Consider the following 12,720-nt stretch of genomic DNA (forward strand, 5'->3'; position numbering starts at 1 on the left):
CGGACGGTAGTCACGACAGGCCGCTATCGAAGGAAACCCTACGCGCCACCACGTCGCGGGCCACGTCTCCCAGGGCCCGGTTCTCGGCGAACGCGTACGCCCGCAGCCGGGCCAGCGCGTCCGCGAGGGAGATACCCAGCTGGACCGCCACCATTCCCTGAGCCTGGAACAGCTCCGCCCGCTGCCCGACCACCTCGTCGTCCAGCCCGTCGGCGGCCGCACCGGGCGCGGCCCGGGCCTGACCGGCGAGCAGCGTCGTCACCGCCACGTCGGCGAAGGTCAGGGCATCCCGGAATTCGTCGGCGGTCAGGGCCCCCACCTCGTCGCGGAAGACGTCGAGGGCTCCCAGCCGGGCCGCGCCGATCTGCAAGGGGAACGCGAACACCGCCCGGAGGCCTCTGCCGTGCAGTGCGGCCGCGTAGCCCGGCCATCGCCACATCGCCGCGGCCGAGAGGTCAGGGACGAGCACGGGCTGCCGACTGGCGAACGCGTCCAGGCACGGGCCCTCACCCAGCGAGAACTGCAACTCCTCGACCGGCTCGTAGGCCGGCTCGGACACCGCGGCGACGCCGCGCATCCGGTCTCCGACCACCACACTGAGCCCGGCGCCGGAGGCGGACAGGGCTCGCCCGGCGGCGCTGCACAACCGGCGCAGGTTCCCCGCGAGGCCGTGGCGGTCACCGGGCCGCGACGGCTCGTCCGCGATCAGGCGAGCCACCCGGAGGATGCGCTCATCCACGTGAGCCACTGGACGGTTGGCGGAAACCTGGGGGGCTAGTCATGGACGCACCTCTCCCTGACTCGGGGAACCGCCGAGGGCCAGGGCAGCAGCATGTCCGATAGTTCGACCGCGGTTACACACTACGCCGGGAAGTCCGGCTGTGTCGCGGCGCGGGCCGGGCAGTCGGCAAGGATGAGCCGGTGGATGCCGAGTCGGTTTTGATCTTTGCTCTCGCTGCTGTCGTCGTGGTCGCCGTCGTGCGGTGGGTGGCGAGCCGTACGGGGCTGCCCGCCGCCGCGTTGCTGCCGATCATCGGTATCGGGTACGCGCTGTTGCCCGGCCCCAACGTCACCCTCGATCCACACCTCATCCTGACCTTCGTCCTGCCGCCGCTGCTGTACAGCGCCGCCCTGGACTCATCGATGCTCGCGATCCGCCGCAACCTGCGGACGGTGGTGAGCCTCTCGGTGGTTCTGGTGCTTCTCACCGCACTGCTGATCGGCGTGGGCTTCGCCTGGTTCGTCACCGGAGCCACGCTGGCCGCCGGGATCGCCGTCGGCGCGGCGGTCGCGCCGCCGGATCCGGTGGCGGCGCTGGCAGTCGGGCGCCGGGCCGGGTTGCCGCCGCGGATCATCACACTGATCCAGGGGGAGGGGCTGCTCAATGACGCCACCGCTCTCACCATCCTCAGCGTCGCGGTGGCCGCGGCAACCGGTGACGGGTTCTCCGCGCCGGCCGCGTTCGCGCAGTTCCTGCTCGCCGCCGCGGGCGGAGCCGCCGTGGGGGTGGTGGTCGCCTTCGCCGTACGCCTGCTGTCGCGTCCCCTCAGCGGGGACCCGATGCTGGCGAACGCCGTCTCACTGGCCACACCGTTCGGTGCGTACCTTCTGGGCGAGCGTCTCCATGTCTCCGGCGTGCTGGCGGTGGTCGTCGCCGGGCTGATCGTCGGGCACCACACGCCACGATCCGCCTCGGGCGCGGGACGGCTGCAGACCAGCGCGGTCTGGCGGCTGATCGACTTCCTGCTCGAGGGCCTCGTGTTCCTGCTGATCGGTCAACAGCTACCGGCGGTTCTGCGGGGGCTCACGGCGTACGGCACCGGCACCGTTGTCGTCGCGGTGTCGATCTCGGTGGGCGTCGTCCTCTTACTGAGGCCGTTGTGGCTGGTGTTGACCCTGGTATGGCCCAGCATGCCGCGTTCCCGCCGGAACCGCGCCGGCATGACCGAGGGGCAGCCGGCACGGTGGACCGGACGGGATGTCGTCGTGCTCTCCTGGGCCGGAACGCGCGGCGTGATCAGCCTCGCCGCGATCTTCACGCTGCCGTCGGTCACGGAGACCGGGACCCCGTTTCCGGCTCGGAACCTGCTTGTCTTCTGCGCATTTGTCGTCGTGCTCATCACCCTGGTCGGTCAGGGCCTGACGTTCGCCCCCATCGTCCGGTGGCTCGGACTGCGCGCTGACGCCAACGACCAGGCTCGCCTGCGCAACGAGGCCCGGTCGGCCTCAGTCGAAGCGGCCCTCACCGCGCTCGACGACCTGGAGAAGCAGGAGTACGACGACATCAGCGCCCCGGTGATCGAAACGATGCGCCAGCAGCTACGAGCCCGTCTGAACCGCTACCGTGACCGGATCACGATGTTGAGCGAGAACGACGACTCGAGTGCTCCGCCGGTCTCGCCGCCGTACGAGGCGGCGTTGCACGTGCGGCGGGTGACCCTCGACGCCCAGCGAGACGAGTTCCTGCGCTGGCGCGACGCCGGGTGGTTGCCCGACGAGAGTCTGCGTGTCCTGGAACGTGAGCTGGATCATGAGGAGCGGTTGCTTCCGGACCGGCCGACCCGCCGGTGAACCGTGGTGTCCTCCTTGGATGGTGGCCACTGTGGGTCGGCGCGTACGGTGACCCCCGTGATGGTTCAACGGCACTGGTGGAACGGCAGCAAGACGGCGCGCTCTCGTCGTGACGTCTACATTCGCAGCGATGGGCACCAATGGGACGTGCTGGTGCAGATCGGCGGGACGGCGGGACGTTACCGCGTGCAGGAGTGCCCGAGCGGCAGCTCAGCCATGATCGTCGCCGGTGCGTGGCGTGGGTCGGAGCCCGGTTGGCAGGAGCTCGCGCCCGCCGGCGGCGTCGCGCGTTCACGCTGAGCACGAGCGGCCGGCAAGGTCGTCTCAGACGACAGCACCGCGCGGCGCGACCTCGATCGCGGCGACGCCTCGCCCATAGAGCACGACGAGCCTTTCGCCGTGTCTCGTCCGCAACGCCCCGGCATCCTGGGCGAGGGTCGCGATGATGTGATCCAGCAGCTCACCCTCATCGGAGATTGCAGGATCGTCGTAGGTGATGTCCATGCGATCGCCGCCGACGAGCCGTACGCGCAGCACGATAGTTGCCATGCGGTGACGCTACCCGGGTCCGGCCTCGGTGGCGGGTCCGCAAGTTGGATGACTTGGTCGTCTTCGGCCAGCACGCCGGGCGGTCCCGGGGACTGATCGGCGACCGCGCCGGGCATCGGAGCGGCGGTCGGTCCGAAAGCCGACCCGGTGCTGATCGTCCATCGCCGGCCGGTTGAGATATGTTGGGCGGAAGCGAGGCATGCCTTCTTCGTCTGCTGCTCCAGTCCTCGGCAGTGCACCCACGCTGACAACACGTCGGGAGCAGCCGTGTCTGGAGACAACCATCCGCTTCCGCGCCGGTTGGCTGCGGTCATCACGAGCGACGGCGCCCGCGCTGCTCCGTTGGCGAAGCCCTATCTGCTCACCACCCTGACCGATGGTCGTGGGGTGGCGGTGGCCGTCACCGGCGATGCCACCACCGCGGTGGTCGAGATGGCTGTGCACGGCGGGTGGTCCGCGCGCTTCGGCGACCAGATCGCCACCTGCCTGCGGCTCTGTCTGGCCGGTCCGTCGGTCACCGCCATCATCGACCTGCATGATCTCGAGGATCCGCTGGGGCTGAGCATGCCGTTCTGGATGGCGGCGTGGCGCCGCGCCCGGTTCGACACCTCGCCCGTCGACCTCGTGCTCTGTGTGCCCGCCGCAAGCGCGCTGGGCCGGCGGCTGCGTGCCGCCGAGGGGCCGCAACTGTTCGCCGGCCCGGCGCCGGCCCGGCGCCGGCCCGTGCCGCCGTCGCCGCGCTGGTGTCCCAGGCCGACCGGCTCCAAGCCCGGCTGGCGCCCCGGCCGCATTGCATAAGCGCCGCCCGGGACCTGATGCGGCGGGCCTGCCACACGTGGGACCTGCCGCATCTGGTGGACGACGCCGTGCTGACAGTGTCCGAGCTGGCCACCAACGCGGTCGAGCACGCCCGGACCGACTTCGTCGTCACGGTGTCCCGCCAGGCCCGCCGGCTGCACGTGGCGGTGCAGGACGGCGTCCCGCATTTTCCGCATCTGCGCCGGCCGGATCCACCCGGGCCGGCCGCGAACCCGGGCGGTCGCGGCCTGATGATGGTGGACCGGATCGCTGCCGCCTGGGGAGCCATGCCGACCCGGGTTGGCAAGGTGGTATGGGCCACGCTGACGTGAACCGTTCGGAGGCCCGGACGCGTCGGAGACAAAAGCGGCCTTCACGCTTTCGGGAAGCGTTGGACGCCGGACATCTGCGCTAACGTTGTTGGGCTGGGAGATTTGTCCTGGCCCGCTACCCCAGCCCCCGGTGGCGCACCGAGTGCGGCACTGAAGCCAGGGAGTAGCTGTGGTGATCGTCGACTGTCCTTCGAGAACGTCTTCGCTGAAGCAACCGGCCGTCCGAGTCACTGCCGCACGGTGACAGCCACGGAGGGCGGGGCGTGGAAGCCGCCGATCGAGCCGCCCTATCTGCTCACCACGGCCGCCCCGGGTCGCCACCCGGGCGTGGCCGTGGTCTGTGACGCCAGTATGACGATGGTCGAGATATCGGTGCACGGCCGATGGACGCCGGATCTGGCCGACCAGGTCTCCGCCGCCCTGTGCATGTGCTTGGCCAGTCCGGCGACCACCATCGTCGTCGCGCTGCACGAGCTGACCGATCCCGGCGGGGCGAGCCTCCCGTTCTGGCGGTGGTGGTGGCGGGCGGCCCGGTTCGAGCCCGTACCGGTGCCGGTGACGTTCAGCATCGCCGAAACCACCGCGCTGGGCCGGCGCCTGCGGTTCCGGCCAGGACCGCAACCCCGCGTCCACGCCACCGTGCGCGAGGCCCGCGCCGCCGCCGCCCGGAGGGCCCGGGCCGAAAGCCGGCAGGTCTGGCTGGCACCCCGGCCGTCCTCGGTCAAGGACGCACGCTCGCTGGTCACGCGGGCGTGCCATGACTGGAACCGGTCCAAGTTGCTGCCGGACATGTCGCTGATCGCCTCCGAGCTGGCCGCCAACGCGGTGGAACACGCCCGCACCGACTTCATCGTTACCATGTGGCACCGCGACGCACGACTGTATGTGGCGGTCCACGACTGCGTCAGCGAGTTCCCGGTTGCGAACGACCTGAAGGGCGCCGGCCGGCCGTCCCCGCTCGCCGAACGAGGACGAGGCCTGCAGTTGGTGCAGGCGACGGCCGCCGCCTGCTGCGCGGTGCCGGCGCCGGACGGCAAGGTGGTGTGGGCCGCCGTGACGTGACTGTGTCAGCGGGCGCTCACAGCGGTGCTCCGCCTCGTGCAGGTGGGCCGGGGCCGGCGGGTCCGGGCGGTGCTCAGATACTTCGATGCCTGATCAGCGGCGCTCTTCGGCGGCCGCCCGATCATCCGCGTACAGTGAAGGTGCTCCAGAGCTCGCTTTTCCGCGACGGTCAGCGTCGCCCCACCGCACCGCGACCCGAGGAGCCCTGTGGCCCTGACACCAGCCGACATCCACAACACGGAGTTCGCGAAGGCGTCCCTCAGCCGCCGGGGGTACGACGAGAACGACGTCGACGTGCTCCTCGACGAGGCCACCGGGGAGATGATCAGGCTGCTGGAGGAGAACGACGCGCTGCGCTGCCGGCTCGAGGCCGGTGATCAGGACGGTCGCCGTCAGGCTGCTCAGGCCGAGTTGTCCGCGGCGACCGCCGCCCTGGATCGCGCCCGTCGGGCGTGCGGCCGGGCCGAGCGGGACGCCCGGCACGTGCGACAGCAGCTCGACGAGGCGCACCGGGCCACCGCCGCGGCCACCGTCCGCGGCGAGGCGTCGCCGGAACGGGTCCTGCTGATGGCCCAGCGCACCGCCGACAAATATGTGCGCGAGGCCCAGGGCGAATCCCGGATGCTGCTCACCGACGCGCGCGGGCGGGCCGACCGCACGCTCCGCGATGCCCGGGACACCGCAGCTGCAGTCCACCGGAGATCCCACGACCACCAGAACGAAGCCGCGGCCCGCCTGGCCACGGACCGGGCCGGCGTGGTACGGGACATCGACGCGTTGACGCGCTTCGCCGCGGAGTACCACCGCGCCCTAGAAGATCACATGCACCGCCAAGGACGAATCATCGACGGCACGGCCAGCCGGTGATCATGGTCCCGGCATCGTCCAACGTATTCGCATGGTGTTTTGTGATCGGGGAGGACGCGGGGGTGACAATGGGGGAGTGGCTGATCGATACGGAGTGAGCAGCCCGGACGATCGTGACCGGGCCGGTCAAGCCCGGGACGATGCGGCCGACGAGCGTGACGAGGAGGCGCGCGGCCGCGATCATGACGGCCGGGCTCGTGACCGGTCGGCCGCCGACCGGGACGACGCCGTGTACGCGTCGCAACGCGAGGAACAGGACCGGCAATGGGCGGCCGAGCTGCGCGACCGCGAGGCGGCCGACCGGGCGGAAGCGGCCCGGTTACGTGAACACGCGGCCGCTGAACGGCCGACGGACCGCGAACAGCTGCTCATCTTGTGGGAGCAAGCAGCGTCCGACCGCGACGCCGCAGCCGCCGACCGTGATCTGGCCGCCGCCGACCGCGAGCGGTTGCGCGACCATATCCGGCAGGTCCGCGGTCAGCTCGCGGCCGCGGCCGCTGATCGGGCCGCCGCCGATGGTGACCGGACCGCCGCTGAGGCCGACCGGGTCGCCGCAGCATCCGACCGCGCCGCCACCGACGCGGCCCGCCAGCAAGCCGTCATCGAACGCGCCGCCGGCGAAGGTTACGACGACCGTCAGTAGTCGCCGGGGTCCCGCTGATCCGGTGCGTCGCCCTGCCGGATCGCTGACGCCACCTTGCGCGCCTGTTGAGCCTGCCGACGGGCATGGTCTGCTCGATCGTGGTATCTGACGTCCCCGCGGGTGGCCGCGAGATGATCGTTGGTCGCCGCGACCCGCTCCTCGACCTCCACTACCCGATCCTCCGTCTCGGCCAGACGACGGAGGGTCTGCTGGGTGCGCTCGATCTCGCTACGAAGCCGGTCCTGCGGAGAAGAATCGTCCATCGGCCACGGATCCCCCTCCTCGGGGTCATCACACCGGCCACGGCGCGCCGATCGGGCCGACCTGGCCGCCTTTGAGCAGTAGCCGACATCCGGCCACCGTGGCGTCCTGGTGGGCGGTCGCCGTCGCCTCCTGGAAGCCGAGGCGCCGAGGATCCTTTTCGCGTGTCCGGCCTTTCTGCTCGGGTGCTAAAACGGCGCTTGTGTCGGCCCGCGGTGTCGGGGCGTCGTAAATGCTGCCCGCAATGGCATTTCGGTCGTACGCACAATGCCGATGGGTGGGAGTCGGACGGGGCGCTTATCCCATGTGCCTGGGACTCGGGCTTCCCTATTCTGATCCTCCGCGAGATACCGACCGGAAGGTTTCCCATGCCGTCGGAGAATTCTGTGGAGCCGCGGCCGGATGACCGGGACGTGCGGGTTGCCCGGCTCCGGGATGCCGAGCTCGACCACGGGCGGCGGCGCCGCCGGTGGCGGCTGGTGCTCATCGGCCTGGGCGTCGCCGTGGTGGCTTTGTTGGCGCTCGCGGCCGTGGCCAGTGGTCCGGCCTCGACCGGGCGGAAGACCGGCGATGCCTCGCAGGCCGACCCGGCGAAGGCGAACGTCGCGGGCGAGACGGTCTACCGCGACCTGAAGTCGGACCACGTGACGGCCGATGTCAGCTACCCGGCTGACCCGAACCCGCCGGTGGGGGGCCCGCACGATCCGGTGTGGCAGAACGCCGACGGTGTCGTCTACGACGTTCCCCTGCGGACCGAGCACGCAGTGCACTCGCTGGAGCACGGGGCGGTCTGGCTCACCTATCGGCCGGGGCTGAGCGCGGCCGACGTCGCGCGGCTGGGCGCCAAGGTGACCGGGATCCCCTACCGGATGATGAGCCCCCGTCCGGGGCAGCCGGCGCCGATCATCGTGACCGCCTGGGGTCACCAGCTGCGGCTGACCAGTGCCACCGACGCCCGCCTGGACGAGTTCCTCCGGGCCTACACCCAGGGACCGCAGGCGCCTGAACCGGGTGGTCCGGTCACCGGCGGCCGGGCGACGCCGTGACCGTCCCGGCCGCCGGGCTGCGCAAGGTCGCGTACGGCCTGGTGTTGCTCCTGGTGGCCACCGGCGCCTACCTGCTGGGTGTCCGGCCGGCGCCACCGCCGGCGGACGACTCCGTAGCGGTGGGCTTCGCCCGTGACATGGCGGCCCATCACCAGCAGGCCGTGGACATGTCGCTGACGGTTCTCGGCCGCGACCCCTCGCCCGAGGTCGCCACGCTGGCCTACGACATCGCCGGGAGTCAGGCCGTTCAGCAAGGCATGCTGCTGGGCTGGCTGGCGGCCTGGGGGCGGAGCCCGTCGGGCGACCGGCCGCCGATGGCGTGGATGGGCATGCCGCCGCCGAACGTCACCGACCTCGGGCGGGGCATCCGTATGCCCGGTATGGCCGACCGGGCGGAACTGGCCGGCCTTCGCCGGTCCTCGGGGCGCGAGGCCGACATCCGCTTCCTGCGCCTGATGATCCGGCACCATCTGGGCGGGATCCACATGGCCGAAGCCGCGCTGGCCGGCCCGTTGCCCGTCGAGGAGCGGCGCCTGGCGGTCTCCATCATGTCGGCCCAGCAGGCCGAGGTGACCACGATGTCGGCGTTGCTGGCCGACCGGACGGGCGCCCCCGGTACCCGCTGAGGGCCAGGACAGGCGCGGGACGGTGCTCCCGCGAACGCGGGACGAGCGCCCTCATACCTTCGGACAGATGACGCGAGCACGGAAGCACGTGGCAATCGTGGGGGCGGGTATCGGAGGCCTGGCGGCGGCCGTCGCGCTGGCCCGCCGGGGCGTCGCCGCCGAGGTGTACGAGCAGGCGCCCGACCTGCGCGAGTTGGGGGTGGGGGTGCACCTGGCGGCCAACGGCAGCCGGATTCTGCAGCGGTGGGGGCTCGGCCAGCCGGTCGGCGCGGTCGCGGTGCGGCCGGAGGCGCTCGAGGTGCGCGACGCTCTCGACGGGCGGGTGCTGGTCCGCCAGCCGATGGGTGCGGCGTGGGCCGCCGATCTCGGCGCGCCGTACTACACCGTCAACCGGTCCGATCTGCACCGGGTCCTGGCCGCTCAGCTGCCGCCCGGCCGGCTGCATCTGTGCCGTCGGCTGGCCGGCTTCCGGAATCGGCCGGACCGCGTCACCCTGACCTTCGCGGACGGCGGCACCGTGGAGGCGGCCGTTCTCGTCGCCGCCGACGGAGCGCATTCGCGGGTACGCCGCGAGGTGGCCGGTCACGAGCGGGCGGTCTTCTCCGGCAAGTCCGCGTTCCGCGGCCTGGTGCCCACCGCCGCGGTCCCCGGTCTCTCGCCCGGCGAGATGTACGTGTGGACCGGCGGCGACAAGCGTTTGCTGTGCTACCCGGTCGCGTCCGGCCGATTCTTCACGTTCGTGGGGATCGTGCCCGACCGCCGGTGGCAGACGGAGTCCTGGACCACTCCGGGCGACCCGGACGAGTTGCGCGCCGCGTTCGCCGGCTGGACCGGTGAGGTCACCGCGATCCTCGCGGCCGTGTCGGAAACCCGTCGCTGGGCGCTGTACGACCGGGAGCCGCTCGACCGGTGGGGCGGGGGCCGGTACACCTTGCTCGGCGACGCGGCCCACCCGATGCTCCCGCACCACGGTCAGGGTGTCAGCCAGGCCCTCGAGGACGCCGAGGCGCTGGCGCACTTCCTCGCCCTCGGCGGCGACTGGGTGCGCGCTCTGCGGCGGTACGAGGAGCTTCGGCGCCCGCACACCGCGCAGGTGCAGCTGGGTTCGAGGGAAAGTGGCACGCTCCGGCTGCGGGCCGCGGCCATGGCGGCTTCCCCGGCCGCGGCGGGGGCCCGCGAGCATCCGTCCGGGGCGATGTCGGCGATGGTCGACGACGTGTCCTGGGTGCAGCGGCACGACATCGGCCATGAACTCGTGGAGGCAGAATTGTAGCGCTATTAATCTTGCACCGGGCATGCAGGCATGAGTCCTTATGTATCTTTAAGCGTCAATGTTTTTCATGATGGCGGGACCGGGCAACATTCTTCGCGGATCTTGTCTACAGTGGAGATGTCAAGGACTCGTGTACGCCCTCGGGGGAGGCTGACGTCATCATGAGCACCCGTCGACTGCCTGACCGCTTATGACCAGGGTCCCACGCGTCTTCGTGGTCGATAAATATCCTCTCTTTCGCGCCGGCATAAGATCGACCTTGGAATCGATCACCTCGCTTGATTTCGTCGGTGAAGCGGGCACCGGCGAGGACGCCTTCCGCGAACTGGGCCGGCTCGAGCCGGCCGCCGACGTCGTCCTGGTCGGGTTGCAACCACCCGACCGCTCCGGGATCGACGTCGCTCGCCGGCTGAGCGCGGTGACCGAGCCGGGGTACCCGGGCTCCCGGGTGCTGGTGATCTCGTCGAACGAGGACGACGAGGCCGTGGTGGCCGCACTGCGCGCCGGAGCGTACGGATACCTGGTGCGCTGGATGGACCGCGACGAGCTGCTGCGGGCGATCGACACGGTCGCCGCCGGTGGCGCGGTCTTCAGCCCGATGGTCGCCGACCGGCTGCGCACCTACTTCTCGGCGGTGCACGATCTGCCCAGCCGGATGGCGTTCCCGGCGCTCACCGACCGCGAGCGGGAGATCCTCGACCTGCTCGCCCGTGGGCACGACAACCGCCGGATCGCCCGCGCGCTGGTGCTCTCCGAGAAGACGGTCCGCAACCACGTGTCCAAAGTGTTCATGAAGCTTCAGGTGAGCAAACGGGCCGAGGCGGCTGTCCGCGCTCGCGACGCCGGTCTGGGCATCTGACCCGGTGGGCCGGGACGGCCCTGGGACTTCGTTCCCACGACTACAGGACCGCGAGCGTCCTACCGTCACCGTGCTGCTTAACCCAGACGGGGAGGAACTTCATGACGCAAGGGATCGATCGACGACAGCTGCTGCGGACGTCGGTGGCGGCCGCGACCGTGGCCGGGCTGGGCGGAGCCGGTCTGCTGGCCGGGCCGGCGTCGCCGGCCGCGGCGGCGGGGACGGCAAAGCCCGGTGTCGGCCACCTGCCGCCGGTGCCGGGAATGCTGGGCGACCGTTACAGCAACGAGTTCTGGTACGAGTTCGACAACGTCACCCTTTTCGAGCAGTCGGCGGAGGTGACGGCGGCCTTCGTGGCGATCGAGCAGTACCTGGCCACGGTTCCGCCGCCGCCGCGGTCACTGGTCCAGATCTGGCAGGAGATGCGTCAATCCCCGGACTACCCGCGCAACCTGTACGAGTTCACCAAGCCGATCAAGGAGCCGCTGCGTGCGCTGTCGCACGCCGAGGCCGGAGTGTTCGACAAGTACTTCCGGCCCGGTGACCCCCGGCTCGTCAAGGCCTTCGTGCTCTTCGGTCAGGGCGTGCTCTTCGACCCGCGGCACACCCCGCCGGTGCACACCATGGGCAGCCTCCCGCCGGTCGGCTACCACGTGTGGCACATCTTCATCCGCAGCATGATCCTGCACGGCATCGAGCCGCTGCGCTGGCGCCTGATCGCGCCGCTCAACGGCCTGGCGTGGGAGATCCAGTCCATCTGCAAGCCGAGCCAGGAGCACGTGAACCCGGGCCTGCCGGCCCGCCAGATCCGCCGGCTCGAGCGGGCCTGGCTGCCGCGCAACCTCGAACAGCTGGACCGGCAGTTCGAGTCGTTCCCCTACCCGCCCGGCGTCAGCTGAGCCCTGATCGATACGAAAGGCCGCCCCGGAGTCTCCGGGGCGGCCTTTCTTTCGGGGGCGGGTTCAGTCCGAGCGGGCGAACCTGCGGGCGGCCAGCGCGAGCGCGACGACCGCGATGAGGGTGATGCCCAGTGCCTCGATGCCGACCGGGGGCACCCAGCCCCACCACTGCGGGCTCGAGGGACGGCCGCCGAGCGTGACGTCGGGGCCGGGCAGCGTGCGCCGGAGCAGATCCACCACGTAGGTCAGCGGGTTGATTCGCACCGCGATGCCGAGCCAGCCGGGCAACCCGTTGGCCGGGAAGATCGCGCCGGACAGGAAGACCAGCGGCATCATGCACAGACTGACCACCATCTGGAACGTCTCGATCCGGCGGAAGGACACCGCGGCCAGCACGCCCAGGGCGGTGAAGGCGGCGCTGATCAGGGCCAGCTCGGCCAGCACGAGCAGCAGCGACGGCCGGTACGGGATCCCCGCCACCCCGGCCACGGTCAGCACCAGGCCGCCGTAGACGGCGCCGGTCGTGGCCCCGCCCAGGATGATCCCGGCGAGCACCGCGCCCCGCCGCACCGGGGCGACCAGCATCTGGCGCAGGAACCCGGCCTGCCGGTCCCACACGATCGCCACGCCGACCGCCACGGTCGGCGCCTGCAGGGCCATCAGCAGCACGCCGGGGAACAGGAACGTCCGGAACTGCCGGAAGCCGTCGCCGGAACCACCGGCCGCGGTGATGCCGGTACCCAGCACGATCAGGAACAACAGCGGCGTGAGAAGCCCCATCGCCAGCCGCATCGGATTACGCCGCAGCCGCAGCATCTCGCGCTTCCAGAGCACCTCGACCGCGCGCAGGTCGGCCCGCAGGCGGCCGGCCGGCCGGATCGTCGCCTCCGGAACCGGCACGGTGCCGAGCACGCGGACATCCTCGGTCGTCACC

At 71.2% G+C, this 12,720-nt stretch carries 16 protein-coding genes; 12 read left to right on the top strand and 4 right to left on the bottom strand.

What is annotated here, in order from left to right; translation table 11 throughout:
* Positions 1 to 10: 10 nt before the first annotated feature.
* Positions 11 to 739, bottom strand: coding sequence for a GAF and ANTAR domain-containing protein (locus AB0J66_RS11760; protein ID WP_364658852.1), 729 nt, complete (start codon positions 737 to 739; stop codon positions 11 to 13).
* A gap of 182 nt (positions 740 to 921) precedes the next feature.
* On the opposite strand from AB0J66_RS11760, the gene AB0J66_RS11765 reads away from it, so the two are divergent.
* Positions 922 to 2,571, top strand: coding sequence for a Na+/H+ antiporter (locus tag AB0J66_RS11765; RefSeq protein ID WP_364658854.1), 1,650 nt, complete (start codon positions 922 to 924; stop codon positions 2,569 to 2,571).
* Positions 2,572 to 2,631: 60 nt separating this feature from the next.
* Positions 2,632 to 2,871, top strand: coding sequence for a hypothetical protein (locus AB0J66_RS11770; protein WP_364659472.1), 240 nt, complete (start codon positions 2,632 to 2,634; stop codon positions 2,869 to 2,871).
* 24 nt (positions 2,872 to 2,895) lie between these two features.
* Here AB0J66_RS11770 and AB0J66_RS11775 read toward each other — a convergent pair whose 3' ends face one another.
* Positions 2,896 to 3,120: a hypothetical protein gene (locus AB0J66_RS11775; protein ID WP_364658856.1), complete on the bottom strand. Its 225-nt coding sequence runs from the start codon at positions 3,118 to 3,120 to the stop codon at positions 2,896 to 2,898.
* 267 nt (positions 3,121 to 3,387) lie between these two features.
* Here AB0J66_RS11775 and AB0J66_RS11780 point away from each other — a divergent pair, with 267 nt between their 5' ends.
* From AB0J66_RS11780 to AB0J66_RS11800, 5 genes are all read left to right on the top strand, one after another.
* The gene (locus AB0J66_RS11780) at positions 3,388 to 3,918 is read left to right on the top strand and encodes a hypothetical protein (protein ID WP_364658858.1); all 531 of its coding nucleotides are present in this window, start codon (positions 3,388 to 3,390) and stop codon (positions 3,916 to 3,918) included.
* 17 nt (positions 3,919 to 3,935) lie between these two features.
* Positions 3,936 to 4,250: an ATP-binding protein gene (locus tag AB0J66_RS11785; protein ID WP_364658860.1), complete on the top strand. Its 315-nt coding sequence runs from the start codon at positions 3,936 to 3,938 to the stop codon at positions 4,248 to 4,250.
* Between the two features lie 240 nt (positions 4,251 to 4,490).
* Entirely contained in the window at positions 4,491 to 5,312 is an 822-nt protein-coding gene (locus AB0J66_RS11790; protein ID WP_364658862.1) for an ATP-binding protein, read from the top strand.
* Between the two features lie 207 nt (positions 5,313 to 5,519).
* Positions 5,520 to 6,179 (top strand): DivIVA domain-containing protein, encoded by a 660-nt coding sequence (locus tag AB0J66_RS11795; RefSeq protein ID WP_364658864.1) that lies wholly within the window; start codon positions 5,520 to 5,522, stop codon positions 6,177 to 6,179.
* Between the two features lie 76 nt (positions 6,180 to 6,255).
* Entirely contained in the window at positions 6,256 to 6,822 is a 567-nt protein-coding gene (locus AB0J66_RS11800; protein ID WP_364658866.1) for a hypothetical protein, read from the top strand.
* Here AB0J66_RS11800 and AB0J66_RS11805 read toward each other — a convergent pair.
* Entirely contained in the window at positions 6,816 to 7,085 is a 270-nt protein-coding gene (locus AB0J66_RS11805) for a hypothetical protein (protein WP_364658868.1), read from the bottom strand. The genes AB0J66_RS11800 and AB0J66_RS11805 overlap by 7 nt on opposite strands.
* Positions 7,086 to 7,451: 366 nt before the next feature.
* Here AB0J66_RS11805 and AB0J66_RS11810 point away from each other — a divergent pair, with 366 nt between their 5' ends.
* The 5 genes from AB0J66_RS11810 (at position 7,452) to AB0J66_RS11830 (ending at position 11,786) form a co-directional block, all read left to right on the top strand.
* On the top strand, positions 7,452 to 8,129 hold the full coding sequence (locus AB0J66_RS11810; RefSeq protein WP_364658870.1) for a DUF3105 domain-containing protein: 678 nt from the start codon (positions 7,452 to 7,454) through the stop codon (positions 8,127 to 8,129).
* Complete coding sequence (locus AB0J66_RS11815; protein ID WP_364658872.1) at positions 8,126 to 8,755, top strand: DUF305 domain-containing protein; 630 nt, start codon at positions 8,126 to 8,128, stop codon at positions 8,753 to 8,755. The genes AB0J66_RS11810 and AB0J66_RS11815 overlap by 4 nt, the downstream gene beginning before the upstream one ends.
* A gap of 67 nt (positions 8,756 to 8,822) precedes the next feature.
* Positions 8,823 to 10,028, top strand: a complete 1,206-nt coding sequence (locus tag AB0J66_RS11820) for an FAD-dependent monooxygenase (protein ID WP_364658874.1) — start codon at positions 8,823 to 8,825, stop codon at positions 10,026 to 10,028.
* Positions 10,029 to 10,218: 190 nt separating this feature from the next.
* Positions 10,219 to 10,887: a response regulator transcription factor gene (locus AB0J66_RS11825; protein ID WP_364658876.1), complete on the top strand. Its 669-nt coding sequence runs from the start codon at positions 10,219 to 10,221 to the stop codon at positions 10,885 to 10,887.
* A gap of 101 nt (positions 10,888 to 10,988) precedes the next feature.
* Complete coding sequence (locus tag AB0J66_RS11830; protein ID WP_364658878.1) at positions 10,989 to 11,786, top strand: hypothetical protein; 798 nt, start codon at positions 10,989 to 10,991, stop codon at positions 11,784 to 11,786.
* Positions 11,787 to 11,849: 63 nt separating this feature from the next.
* On the opposite strand, the gene AB0J66_RS11835 is transcribed toward AB0J66_RS11830, so the two are convergent.
* Entirely contained in the window at positions 11,850 to 12,719 is an 870-nt protein-coding gene (locus tag AB0J66_RS11835) for an ABC transporter permease (protein ID WP_364658880.1), read from the bottom strand.
* Position 12,720 lies beyond the last annotated feature (1 nt).

This window comes from Actinoplanes sp. NPDC049598, from assembly GCF_040675435.1.
In the GTDB taxonomy this organism is placed as follows: domain Bacteria; phylum Actinomycetota; class Actinomycetes; order Mycobacteriales; family Micromonosporaceae; genus Actinoplanes.